Annotated in this window: 10 protein-coding genes; 2 read left to right on the forward strand and 8 right to left on the reverse strand. The window is 73.2% G+C overall.

What is annotated here, in order from left to right; translation table 11 throughout:
* Nucleotides 1-22: 22 nt before the first annotated feature.
* From ACTWQF_RS32660 to pdhA, 6 genes are all read right to left on the reverse strand, one after another.
* A complete protein-coding gene (locus ACTWQF_RS32660) occupies nucleotides 23-1,048 on the reverse strand; it encodes a potassium channel family protein (RefSeq protein WP_443283363.1) in 1,026 nt (341 codons plus the stop codon).
* 65 nt (nucleotides 1,049-1,113) lie between these two features.
* Entirely contained in the window at nucleotides 1,114-2,847 is a 1,734-nt protein-coding gene (locus ACTWQF_RS32665) for a molybdopterin-binding protein (protein WP_443283353.1), read from the reverse strand.
* Complete coding sequence (locus ACTWQF_RS32670) at nucleotides 2,844-3,857, reverse strand: DUF6457 domain-containing protein (RefSeq protein ID WP_443283354.1); 1,014 nt, start codon at nucleotides 3,855-3,857, stop codon at nucleotides 2,844-2,846. Before ACTWQF_RS32670 ends, ACTWQF_RS32665 begins: the two co-directional genes overlap by 4 nt.
* Nucleotides 3,858-3,860: 3 nt before the next feature.
* Entirely contained in the window at nucleotides 3,861-5,297 is a 1,437-nt protein-coding gene (locus tag ACTWQF_RS32675) for a dihydrolipoamide acetyltransferase family protein (protein WP_443283355.1), read from the reverse strand.
* Entirely contained in the window at nucleotides 5,297-6,364 is a 1,068-nt protein-coding gene (locus tag ACTWQF_RS32680; RefSeq protein ID WP_443283356.1) for an alpha-ketoacid dehydrogenase subunit beta, read from the reverse strand. The genes ACTWQF_RS32675 and ACTWQF_RS32680 overlap by 1 nt, the downstream gene beginning before the upstream one ends.
* Entirely contained in the window at nucleotides 6,361-7,503 is a 1,143-nt protein-coding gene (gene pdhA, locus ACTWQF_RS32685; RefSeq protein WP_443283364.1) for a pyruvate dehydrogenase (acetyl-transferring) E1 component subunit alpha, read from the reverse strand. The genes ACTWQF_RS32680 and pdhA overlap by 4 nt, the downstream gene beginning before the upstream one ends.
* A 265-nt stretch (nucleotides 7,504-7,768) precedes the next feature.
* Between pdhA and ACTWQF_RS32690 the strand changes: the two genes are divergently transcribed.
* The gene (locus ACTWQF_RS32690) at nucleotides 7,769-8,266 is read left to right on the forward strand and encodes an Lrp/AsnC family transcriptional regulator (RefSeq protein ID WP_443283365.1); all 498 of its coding nucleotides are present in this window, start codon (nucleotides 7,769-7,771) and stop codon (nucleotides 8,264-8,266) included.
* A gap of 160 nt (nucleotides 8,267-8,426) precedes the next feature.
* Here the strand turns inward: ACTWQF_RS32690 and ACTWQF_RS32695 are convergent, their stop codons facing one another.
* Entirely contained in the window at nucleotides 8,427-9,059 is a 633-nt protein-coding gene (locus ACTWQF_RS32695) for a TetR/AcrR family transcriptional regulator (RefSeq protein ID WP_443283357.1), read from the reverse strand.
* 180 nt (nucleotides 9,060-9,239) lie between these two features.
* On the opposite strand from ACTWQF_RS32695, the gene paaN reads away from it, so the two are divergent.
* The gene (gene paaN / locus ACTWQF_RS32700; RefSeq protein WP_443283358.1) at nucleotides 9,240-10,946 is read left to right on the forward strand and encodes a phenylacetic acid degradation protein PaaN; all 1,707 of its coding nucleotides are present in this window, start codon (nucleotides 9,240-9,242) and stop codon (nucleotides 10,944-10,946) included.
* 190 nt (nucleotides 10,947-11,136) lie between these two features.
* Here paaN and ACTWQF_RS32705 read toward each other — a convergent pair.
* Nucleotides 11,137-11,764, reverse strand: a 628-nt coding sequence (locus tag ACTWQF_RS32705) for a PASTA domain-containing protein (RefSeq protein ID WP_443283359.1), incomplete at its 5' end; no start/stop codon positions are given.

Genomic DNA, 11,764 nt, shown 5'->3' on the forward strand with positions numbered 1-11,764 from the left:
GCCGGGAGCGAAAGCTGTCCGGCTACCGCAACTCGCCCCGCCGCTCGCCGGGTTCGTGACGGGTGCGGGAAGCGCGGTGGATGACCACCAGCCGGTCGGTGAGCTCCAGGGTGGCGGCCTCCGGATCGTCGAAGGCGAGTATTCGGTGGCCACGGACCACGGAGACGACCAGGTCGGCGCAGTCGCGCGGGGAGCGTCCTGCCTCGGCCTTGGTGGCGGGGCGCTCCTTGAGGTCGAGCCCGCTGCCCTGCTGGATGAGGTCCTCTATCACCGAGCTGGCGTGCGGGCTGAGCATGGCCAGGCCGAGCAGCCGGCCCGCCGCGCTGGCGCTGGTGATGACCTGGTCGGCGCCCGACTGCCGCAGCAGTGGCGCGTTCTCCTCCTCCCGCACCGCGGCGACGATGTTGAGGCGCGGGTTGAGCTGCCGTGCCGTCAGCGTCACCAGCACCGAGGTGTCGTCCCGCTGTGGCGCGATCACGATCTGCTTGGCCCGCTGCACCTCGGCCCGGGTCAGCACCTCGCTGCGGGTCGCGTCGCCCTCGACCCCGGCGAACCCTTCCGCGGTGGCGGCGCTGACGGCCTGCGGCTGCGGATCGATGACGACGATCTGGTTGCGGCCCAGCCCGGTCGAGAGCAGGGTCTGGACGGCCGAGCGGCCCTTGGTGCCGAATCCGACGACGACAGTGTGGTCGCGCAACGCGGACCTCCAGCGGTTCAGGCGCCACTGCTGGCGGGTGCGGTCGGTGAGGGCCTCAAGTGTGGTGCCGATGAGGATGATCAGGAACAGCACGCGCAGCGGCGTGATGACGAAAGTGTTGACCAGGCGCGCACTGTCGGACCCTGGGGTGATGTCGCCGTAGCCGGTCGTGGAGAGCGTGACGGTCGTGTAGTAGAGGCAGTCCAGGAACGACACGTCGTCGTCGGAGTTGTCCACATAGCCGCCCCGGTCCACATAGACCAGCATCACTGTCACCCACAGGACGACGAGCGCGGCCAGCAGTCGCCGTACGACCTGCAGCTGCGGACTGATGTCCGGGCGCGGCAGCATCACCGAGCCCTGCGGCTCCGCCGCACCCGACCGCGGGTTGCCCGCCCGGGGACCGTCCCGCCGCATCACCACGGCAGCTCCAGTACGGGTACGTCCGTTCCAGGCGTACCGCCGCCGGGCGGGACCACGGCCAGCGCGTCACACGATGCCACCCCGCGCAGCATGGCCGGACCCGCGTACCGCAGCGGCCGGATACGTGCCCGGATGCCGGAACCCTCGTACCGTACGGGCACCAGCCGGGTGTCGCGCGGATGGCCGGACACCTCGGCGCCCAGTGTGGCCTCCCGGGGCTCCGGTTCGGTGCGGCCGGCCAGGGCGCGCAGCAGTGGCGCGGCCAGGGTGACGAGCCCGGAGAGTGCCGCCAGCGGATTGCCGGGCAGGCCCACCAGGAATCTGCGGCGCGGCTTCTTTCCGGCACTGTGCTGCGCTGTTGCGGGCCCCAGTGCGGCCAGCAGCATCGGGTGCCCGGGGCGGACGCGTACTCCGTGCACCAGCAGTTGGGCATCGAGGCGGCGCAGCGTCGGCTGGAGGTGGTCGACGGGCCCGGCCGCCGTACCGCCTGTGGTGACGACCACATCGGCCGCCGTGGCGGCCAGCGCCTCGTACAGCGCCTCCGCGTCGTCCCCCAGCAGCCGGGTGACGGTCACCTCGGCGCCCAGAGCCGTCAGCCACGGCTCGACCATCGGCCCGAGCGCGTCCCGGATGCGGCCGTCGCGCGGCAGGCCGCGGTGCAGCAGTTCGTCGCCCAGGACGAGCACTTCGGCCCGCGGGCGCGGCACCGCCGGCAGTTCGTCGTAGCCCGCTGCCGCCGCGAGCCCGAGCACGGCAGGGGTGACGGCCGGCCCGGAGGGCAGCAGCTCGTCACCCTTGCGGCACTCCTGGCCGCGCGGGCGGATGTCGGTGCCGGGCTGCGGGGGAGTGGTGGTACGCAGGCGCGCGCCGGTCCGCCGGGCGGCCTCGGAGCGCAGTACGGCACTGGTGCCGGGCGGGATGCGGGCGCCGGTCGCGATGCGGACGGCCTCTCCGTCGGCGAGCTGCGGCGGCTCGGAACGGTCGCCGGCCAGGATGCCGGGGCGCTCGGTGCCGTCCGCCGCGCGGGCCGGCTCCCAGGGGCCCGGTCCGGACACCGCCCAGCCGTCCATGGCGGAGGTGTCGAACGGCGGCAGATCGGTGAGGGCCCGCAGCGGCGCCGCCAGAGTGCGCCCCAGCGCGTGCGCGAGTGGCACGGTCTCCGCGGGGAGCGCCGTTGCCGCGGAGGACGCCAGGGCGACGGCCTCGGACCAGCTGGGCGGGGGCTTGCCCGCACTGTCACCGGGCTGGTTCTGCGGGTGCTGCTGCGGGCCCCGCCGCGGGTCCTGGGGGTCGCCCGGGGAGTGCTGCTGCGGGCCGCTCCGGGCGCCGCCGGGGGCTTCTCCGGGGTGCCCGGGAGGGGTGGGGCCGTGGCCGCCGGTGCCGCTGCTGTCGGCGCCGGTGCCACGTTCGTGGCTTCCTTCGTGGCGTCCTTCGTGGCGTCCTTCCTGGCGTCCTTCGTGGCTTCCGGTGCCCCCGTGGCCTCCGTAGCCCCCGTGGCTCGCGTGGCCCTCTTGGCCCCCGTGGCCCGCGGCCCGGTCGGAGGGGTGGCCGTTCTGGGGCTCTGTTGCGGGGTCCACGTTGTTCCCGGCGCTCTCGGGGTTGTCGGGGCTGTCGCTCCACTGGATGCGGCGGATGCGCTTCAGGCGTGGTGCGGGAGGCGGCTCCGGTCGGGTCCGGCCGCTGTTGGCCAGGGCGATGGCCTCGTCGAGTTCGTCGGCGCCGCTCATCGGTTGTCGGTGTCCCCGGAGTTGGCGTCCCGGCCCCCGTAGTTGTCGCCCTGGTCGGTCCGGGCCGTCTCGTCGGCCCAGCGCCGGGCCAGCCGGGCCGCCGCCTCCGCCGCCCGCGCGACGTCCTGCGGCGAACCGCCCGCCTGCGCCGCCGCATAGCCCACCAGGAAGGTGGTGAGCGGCGCCGCGGGGCGTGCGACACCGTGCGCGGCGTCGCGGGCGAGGTCGAGCAGCGCGGAGGTGTCGACATCGAGCTCGATGCCGAGTTCGGCCTTGACAGCGGAGATCCATTCGTCCAGCACGGTTTCATGCTCCCTGATGCGGGCCCTCGCTGTGGCGATGTCGTCCCAGGTGTCGCAGTCCAGTGCGGCGGCGGTGACGGAGGGCTCGGTCACCCGGTGCAGCATCAGCCCTTGGAGCACCATGCGCAACGGCAGGCTCGACAGAGTGCCGTACTCCGTACGCAGCAGCGCGAGTTCGCGGCGCAACGGCTCCACCCGGTAGGCGGCCAGCAGCGGTTGGTCCCGCCCGTCGTGCACAACCGCGCCGTCGTACCCGTCCGGTACGGCCACCAGCGCGCGCACCGCCCGCGCCGTGAGGAACGGCAGATCGGCGGAGACGACGAGTACGGGGTCCCCCTCCCCTGCGGGGCGGTCCCGCGCTGAGCGCTCCAGCGCGTCCAGGCCCGCCTGGAGTGCGGCGAGCGGGCCGCTGCCGGGCGGCTCCTCACGGGCCCACAGCACCGGGCGGTACGCCGGGCGGCGCGGGCCCACCACCACGGTGGCCGCCGCGTCGGCGCATGCCGCGAGGACGCGGTCGAGCAGCGTCCTGCCGCCGACCGTGACGCCGGGCTTGTCGGCCCCGCCCAGCCGCCGTGCGCCGCCGCCGGCGAGGACGAGCGCGGCGTACGGGCGCTCGGCAGCGTACGGATTCCGGGCGGCGCCCTGTGGGGTCCGGGAGCCCTCTGGTGGTCCGGCGGCGGTGGGTGGTGGTTCTGGAGCCTGGGTCACGCCTCAGAGCGTACGGAGCAGCCTGGCCGGATGCTCCACACAGTCCGCGATATGGCGCAGGAAGCCGCCTGCGGTGCCGCCGTCGCACACCCGGTGGTCGAAGGTGAGGGACAGCTGTACAACGCTGCGGACCGCCAGCTCGTCACCGACCACCCAGGGTTTGCGGGCGATACGGCCGACGCCGAGCATCGCGGCCTCCGGGTGGTTGATGATCGGGGTGGAGCCGTCCACACCGAAGACGCCGTAGTTGTTCAGTGTGAATGTGCCGCCTGTCAGCTCGGCCGGGGTGAGCGTGCCCGCGCGTGCTGCCTCGGTGAGCCGGGCCAGTTCGGCGGTGAGCTGTTCGGCGCTCAGCGTGTGCGCGTCGCGGACGACCGGGACGACGAGCCCTCTGTCGGTCTGTGCGGCGAACCCAAGGTGTACCTCGGGCAGTACGACGATCTCTCGTTCCTCGGTGTCCACCGTCGAGTTGAGCTCCGGGAAGCGGGCGAGCGCCGCCGTGCAGACCCGGCCCAGCAGTGCGAGCAGTGAGACGGGGGCCGTCGGCTCTCCGTGGGCGGACGGCGCATTCATCTCCTTGCGCGCTGCGAGGAGTTCGGTGGCGTCCGCGTCCACCCAGCAGCTGGCGTCGGGGATCTCGGCACGGCTGCGCGCGAGCCGTTCGGCCGCCGTACCGCGCATGCCGCGCAGCGGGATCCGGCGCTCCCGCCTCGGCCCCTGCCGCGGTGCGTCCTGCTGTGCCGCGTTCTGCTGTGCTGCGTCCTGCCGCGCTGCGTCCTGCTGTGCCGCGTGTACGGCCCGCTCCACGTCAGCGCGCAGGACGAGCCCGTCCGGTCCGCTGCCCGTCATCCCGCGCAGCTCAATGCCGTGTTCGCGGGCCAGGCGGCGCACCAGGGGGGAGATCACGGGGACGGGCGTACGGCTGCTGCCGTTCGCGCCCTCGGCGACGGGCCCGGTGTCCCGTCCTGCCTCGTGGGCGGGGGCGCCCCGGCCGACTCCGGACCGGGGCTCCTCCCCTGCCCCCGCCCCTGGCGGCCGCAGGGCGGCCCGTGGCCGCCGCCCGGGCGGCTGTGCCGTCCCGTAGCCGACCAGCACATTGCCCGAGCCGCCCACATGCTCCGGCTCCGGGCTCGGGCCGGTCTCCGCGGCCCGCTCGCCGCTCCCGGTGTCCCGGCCTGCGGGCGCTCCGCCACCGGGGCTGACCGCGACGGTGACCAGTGGGGCGCCCACGGCGACCTCGGCGCCCTCCTCGGCGGCGTGCGAGGTGACCACGCCCGCATAGGGGCAGGGGACCTCGACGAGCGCCTTGGCCGTCTCCACCTCGACGACCGGCTCGTCCACCCGTACGGTGTCGCCGACCGCGACCAGCCACCTGACGATCGTCGCCTCCGTCAGCCCCTCCCCCAGGTCCGGCAGGGCGAACTCGCGTACCTCGCCCATCAGACGGCACCTCCGGCCCGGCCCTCGGTGAAGCCGCTCTCCCACTGGAGCCGGGCGACGGCGTCCAGGATCCGGTCGACGCCCGGCAGATGGTGCTGCTCCAGCATCGGCGGCGGGTAGGGGATGTCGAACCCGGCGACGCGCAGTACGGGCGCCTCCAGGTAGTGGAAGCAGCGTTCGGTGATGCGGGCCGCGATCTCGCCACCGGGACCGGCGAAACCGGGGGACTCGTGCACCACCACGGCCCGCCCGGTGCGCCGTACGGAGGCGGCGACCGTCTCCTCGTCGAACGGCACCAGGGAGCGCAGGTCGATCACCTCCAAGTCCCAGCCTTCCGCGCCCTCCTCGCGCGCTGCCTCGGCGGCTTCCAGACAGACCGGAACGGACGGGCCGTAGGTGATCAGCGTCGCGGAGCTGCCGCGCCGGCGTACGACGGCCCTGCCGATACCCGGCACCGGCTCCGGCTCCTCCGGGTTCCAGTCGGCCTTCGACCAGTACAGCCGCTTCGGTTCCAGGAAGACGACCGGGTCGTCGGAGGCGATGGCGGCGCGCAGCAGCCCGTATGCGTCGGCGACCGTGGCCGGGGTGACGACGTGCAGCCCCGGGGTCGCCATGTAGTACGCCTCGGAGGAGTCGCTGTGGTGCTCCACGCCGCCGATGCCGCCGCCGTACGGGACGCGCACGGTCAGCGGCATGGGCATCCTGCCGCGCGTGCGGTTGCGCATCCGCGAGACGTGCGACAGCAGTTGCTCGAAACCGGGGTAGGCGAACGCGTCGAACTGCATCTCCACGACCGGCCGCAGTCCGTACATCGCCATCCCGACCGCCGTGCCGAGGATGCCCGCCTCCGCCAGCGGCGTATCGGTGCACCGGTCCGGGCCGAACTCCGCGGTCAGCCCGTCCGTGACCCGGAAGACGCCGCCCAGGGTGCCGACGTCCTCGCCGAAGACGTGCACGTCCCGGTCGTCGGCCATGGCGTCCCGCAGGGCGCGGCGCAGCGCCTGGCCCATGGTGGCGGGTTTCCGGTCCACGGCCGCCGCGGCGGGCTGCCGCACTGCTGTGCTCATCGGCTCTCCTCCCCCGCTGCGAGCTCGGCCCGCAACTGGTCCGCCTGGTCGCGAAGTTGCGGCGTCGGCTCTGCGTAGACGTGGGCGAACAGCTCCGTCGGGTCCAGCGGCGGGTCCTGGTGCATGCGCTCGCGCAGCTCGGCCGCCTGCCGCTCGGCGGCCTCCTCGATCTCCCGTACGGCCTTCTCCTCCAGCAGTCCGCGGCTGCGCAGCTCGCGCTCAAGGAGCGTGACCGGGTCGTGCGCCCGCCACGCCTCGACCTCGCTGTCGGTGCGGTAGCGGGTCGCGTCGTCGGCGTTCGTGTGGGCCTCCAGCCGGTAGGTGACCGCCTCGACGAGGGTGGGGCCGCCGCCGGTCCGCGCGCGGGCCAGCGCCTCGCACAGCACCTCGTGCACCGCTACCGCGTCGTTGCCGTCCACCAGCCGCCCCGGCATGCCGTAGCCGACCGCCTTGTGCGCCAGGGAGGGCGCCGCGGTCTGCTTGGCGAGCGGCACGGAGATCGCGAAGCCGTTGTTCTGCACCAGGAAGACGACCGGTGCCTGCCATACGGCGGCGAAGTTGAGCGCCTCGTGGAAGTCGCCCTCACTGGTGCCGCCGTCGCCGACCAGCGCGAGCGCCGCCACCTCGTCGCCCTTGAGCCGCGCCGCGTGTGCCAGCCCCACCGCGTGCGGCAGCTGGGTGGCCAGCGGCGTGCACAGGGGCGCGACCCTCGTGCCGGGCGAGTCGTAGCCGTGGTGCCAGTCGCCGCGCAGCAGGGACAGCACCTCGACCGGGTCCAGACCCCGCGCCACGGCGGCGAGGGTGTCGCGGTAGCTGGGGAAGAGCCAGTCGTCCTCGCGCAGCGCGAGCGCGGCGGCGACCTGGCACGCCTCCTGCCCCCGCGACGACGGATAGACCGCGAGGCGGCCCTGCCGGGTCAGCGCGGTGGCCTGCTCGTTGAACCGCCGCCCGTGCACGACGGCGGCGTACAGCCGGCGCAGCAGCTCCCCGTCCGGACCCGTCGCCTCTCCGTCCGCCGTACGGGTCCCCAGGACGCGGTACGGCTCGGCGTCGGGGAGAAGCGGCGCGGCGTCCGTACGGGGGCGCCACGAGGGGGGAGGCGCGGGGGCGTAGGCACCTGGCTGCTCTAGGACCGTCATGACGAGCACCTCCTCGTGGGCGGGCTGCGGCGCGGGCAGGCGGGGTACGCCTGACACACCGGACCTCCTGGCGCGCCGGCCTGCCGCTGGCCGCACCACCGGCAGGCCGGGCCGGTGACCGAGTGGGCCACCCCTACCGATTGTTCGGTCGTCGGCACATTTTGGCTACGGGTGGCCCCGGCCTGTGGACAACTGGTCCGCAAAACCGTTCGATGGCCGCAGAGTGTCCATCCAGGGGAGGCGAGGGACCGTGCAGGGTGAACAGATGGCCGACGGGCCCGAGGAAGCGGGACAGCCCGGCGGGCACCGGTTTCCGGCCCGGCCGCTGGACTCGATCGACCGCGACATCCTGCGGCTGCTCCGCGCGGACGGGCGAGCCTCCGTCCGCTCGGTGGCCGAACGCGTGCACGTCTCCCGTGCCAACGCCTACGCCCGTATCAACCGGCTGATCGACGACGGGGTCATCCGCGGGTTCAGCGCCCGCATCGACCAGGAGCGTGCGGGCCACGGCGCCTCGGCCTACATCACGCTCAAGATCGTCCAGGACTCGTGGCGCAGCGTCCGCGAGAAGCTCCAGGAGCTGCCGGGCGCGGCCCATATGGCGCTGGTCAGCGGGGACTTCGACGTACTGCTGCTGGTGCACACCCCGGACAACAGGGCGCTGCGGGACCTCGTCCTCACCCGCATCCAGTCGATGCCGGAGGTGTTGAGTACCCGCACATTGCTGGTGTTCGAGGAGACGGATCTGGAGCCGGGGCCGTAGGGCGTGGGCCGTGTCCAGCGGGTCTTGCCCTCGCCCCTGCCGTGATCTGGCAAGGCGGGTGCCTCTTCCTGTCGCCTGCAGGCTGCGGATGCCGTCGTGGCTTGGCGCTCAGTTCCCCGCGCCCCTTGCGGGGCACGACTTCCTCGTCCGGACCGACCGGTCAGCCCGTGCGCAGGCCCGCGAAGGCGGTGCGGACGACGGCCTCGGCGACCTCCGCGCTGGTGCTGGCGGCGGCGCCCGGCGCGGGCGTTTCGTCACGGGCGCCGTTGTGCGCGGCCCGGTCGGGGCGGTACCACTCGGCGATCGAGTTGATCATGCCGAACAGCAGCCGGGTCGCCAGCCGCGCGTCCACGTCCGAGCGCAGGTCACCGTCGGCCGCCGCCTGCTTGACCAGCTCGGCCACCCGCTGGTCGAACTCGCGGCGCCGGGACATCGCCCAGATCTCGGTGTCCGTGTTGCCGCGCACCCGCAGCAGCAGCGTCACATACGGCAGCTCGGCCATCAGCACCTCGACCGTGCGGCGCGTGACGTGCTCCAGCCGCTCCACCGCGCGCCCCTCACGCGCCCGGGGCTCCTCCAGAACGGCGAACAAGCCGTCCAGCGCCCGGCTTATGCCCCGGCGCAGCAGCTCCTCCTTGCCGCGTACGTGGTGGTAGATCGAGGACTTCGAGATCCCGGCCGCCTTCGACAGGTGCTCCATCGAGGTGCCGTCGTAGCCCCGCTCGTTGAACACCCGCACGGCGACGGAGAGCAGCGAGTCGGGCGTGTAGGTGTCGCGCTTGACCGTGGGCATGCGGCCGATGCTAGCCGGGCCCTCCGCGGGGCCTGCCTGGCGCTGGGCGAAGTTATCCACAGGTTCCGGGACCCCCTTGCACCGACCGATCGTTCGGTAGCAGTATCTATCAGGTGACCGGCCGCGGCAAAGCCGTCACCACCAGCATTCCGTCCCAGCTCAGCGAGGAGTTGGTCCCGCGTGACCACCGGTATCGGAACGACCACTGCCCAGCTCATCGACAAGCACCGCGCCACCCTGGACCGCGCGCTGGAAACGATCCGCAGCCGGGAGTTCTGGACCCCGCACCCCGAGCACCCGAAGGCGTACGGCGAGGGAGCGGCCGAGGAGGGCAAGGCCGCCTTCGATGCGCTGCGCGGCAGCCGGTTCGAGCTGCCCGGCCAGCCGGTCTCCGGCGAGTGGGTGGCCACCGAGGTGTCGCCGTACGGCTTCGAGCTGGGCATCTCCTACCCACGCGCGGACGAGGGCGCCGTCGACGCGCTGCTGTCGGTGATGCGCGGCGGCCTGCCCGCCTGGCGCAAGGCGGGGCCCGAGACCCGCGCGGCCGTGTGCCTGGAGATCCTTGCGCGGATCAGCGCCCGCACCCACGAGTTCGCCCAGGCCGTGATGCACACCAGCGGCCAGGCGTTCATGATGGCCTTCCAGGCGGGCGGCCCGCATGCGCAGGACCGCGGTCTGGAGGCGGTGGCCTATGCCTACGCGGAGCAGGTGCGCACCCCCGAGCGTGCCGTCTGGGAGAAGCCGCAGGGCAAGCGCGAACCACTGCGGGTCACCAAGGAGTTCACCCCCGTCGGGCGTGGCATCGCGCTGCTGATCGGCTGCAACACTTTCCCCACCTGGAACGGCTTCCCCGGCTTCTTCGCCTCCCTCGCGACCGGCAACGCCGTGCTGGTCAAGCCGCACCCGCGGGCCGTGCTCCCGCTCGCCCTGACGGTGCGGATCGCCCGCGAAGTGCTCGCGGAGGCGGGGTTCGACGCCGACCTGGTGGCGCTGGCGGCCGAGGCGGAGGGCGACGGCATCGCCAAGGACCTGGCCACCCGCCCCGAGATCCGGGTGATCGACTACACGGGAGGCTCGGCCTTCGGCGAGTGGCTGGAGGCCAACGCCCGCCAGGCCCGGGTCCACACCGAGAAGGCCGGCGTCAACACGGTCGTCATCGACTCCACCGACGACTACCAGGGCATGCTCGCCAACCTCGCCTTCTCCCTCTCCCTCTACAGCGGCCAGATGTGCACGACGCCGCAGAATCTGCTGATCCCGGCCGACGGCATCACCACCGAGTCCGGCCCCAAGTCCTACGACGAAGTGGTCGCCGACCTCGCCACGGCCGTCGGCAAGCTCCTCGGCGACGACATGCGAGCCAACGCGCTGCTGGGCGCCCTCGTGAACGACCAGGTACGGGAGCGCCTGGAGGCAGCCCCCGCACTGGGCGAGGTCGCCCTGCCCTCCCGCGTGGTGACCAACCCGGAGTTCCCCGACGCCACGGTCCGCACCCCCGCCATCGTCAAGCTGGACGCCACCAAGCCGGAGGCCGATGCGCCGTATCAGAACGAGTGCTTCGGCCCGGTCTCCTTCGCGGTGGCCGTCGGCTCCACGGAGGACGCGCTGGAGCTGCTGCGCAACACCCTCCAGTCCAAGGGCGCCATGACGGTCTCCGCGTACACCACCTCCCCCGAGGTGGCGCGCCAGGTGGAGGAGGTCTGCTTCGACGAGCCCGCGCAGCTCTCGCTCAATCTGACGGGCGGCGTCTACGTCAATCAGACGGCCGCCTTCAGCGATTTCCACGGCTCGGGCGGCAACCCTGCAGCCAACTGCGCCCTGTGCGACGGCGACTTCGTCTCCGGCCGGTTCCGAGTGGTGGAGGTGCGGCGTATGACGGAAGGCTGAGCAGCACGGCGGAGAACGGAACCGCGGAGCGGCGGCGGCCCGGTGCGCTCGGGGCCCGAACAGCGCCTGAACAGCACAGTGCCCCCGGGCGGTGCACCCGGGGGCACTGTGATCGGCAGTTCGTGGGGGCCAGTCCTTCGAGGACCCGGCCGGCCCTCCGAAGGGCCCGACCTCAGTCGGCGGGTCGGCCTCAGTCGGCGGGCTGGCCCGTGGAGACGGTCAGGTCGACCTTGTCCTTCTTCGGGTCGAAGTCGTCGATGGAGCCGGGGTTCTGGTCCAGGACGGTGTTCTTGCCCCAGACGTTCTCGTCCTCCGTGGTCACCGTGCCGAGCTTCCACCCTGCGGCGCGCAGGCATGCCTTGACGGAGGTGAGGTCCTTGATCGTCAGGTCGGGCATCAGGACCTTGCCCTTGTCGCTGTAGGACTTCGTGGCCTCGGTGCACTTGGTGGAGTCGATGGTGTTGCTCTTGTCGGGGCCCTTGTAGCCACCGCTGTCGGAGCCGCCGTCGTCCCCGCCGGTGCCACCCTTCTCAGCGGTCGGAGAGGGCTTCGGCTTGGCGGTGGGCTTGTCCTTGGGGTCGTCCCCGCCGCCGGTCATCCCGATGATCACGAAGACCAGGGCGACGATGACGGCCACGGCGGCCAGGCCGTAGCCGGCCATGGCACCGGTCGACAGCTTCTTGCCGGAGCCGCCGTTCCCCGGGCCGGAGCCGTGTGCCCCGATCGTGTAGGGCGGCGGGGTGGAGGCCCCGCCGTGGGACGACTGCGGGTAGCCGTAGCTGGGGGTGGTGGCAGGGCCGGCGGCGGGGCCTCCACCC

The organism is Streptomyces sp. 8N114 (genome assembly GCF_052245835.1).
Classification (GTDB): Bacteria; Actinomycetota; Actinomycetes; order Streptomycetales; family Streptomycetaceae; genus Streptomyces.

Bases quoted from the DNA above. Each gene is read 5' to 3' on its own strand.
- ACTWQF_RS32690 (WP_443283365.1), top strand. From the start codon at position 7,769: ATGGCCGACGGGCCCGAGGAAGCGGGACAGCCCGGCGGGCACCGGTTT.
- ACTWQF_RS32675 (WP_443283355.1), bottom strand. From the start codon at position 5,297: ATGGGCGAGGTACGCGAGTTCGCCCTGCCGGACCTGGGGGAGGGGCTG.
- pdhA (WP_443283364.1), bottom strand. From the start codon at position 7,503: ATGACGGTCCTAGAGCAGCCAGGTGCCTACGCCCCCGCGCCTCCCCCC.
- ACTWQF_RS32665 (WP_443283353.1), bottom strand. From the start codon at position 2,847: ATGAGCGGCGCCGACGAACTCGACGAGGCCATCGCCCTGGCCAACAGC.
- ACTWQF_RS32695 (WP_443283357.1), bottom strand. From the start codon at position 9,059: ATGCCCACGGTCAAGCGCGACACCTACACGCCCGACTCGCTGCTCTCC.
- ACTWQF_RS32680 (WP_443283356.1), bottom strand. From the start codon at position 6,364: ATGAGCACAGCAGTGCGGCAGCCCGCCGCGGCGGCCGTGGACCGGAAA.
- ACTWQF_RS32660 (WP_443283363.1), bottom strand. From the start codon at position 1,048: ATGCTGCCGCGCCCGGACATCAGTCCGCAGCTGCAGGTCGTACGGCGA.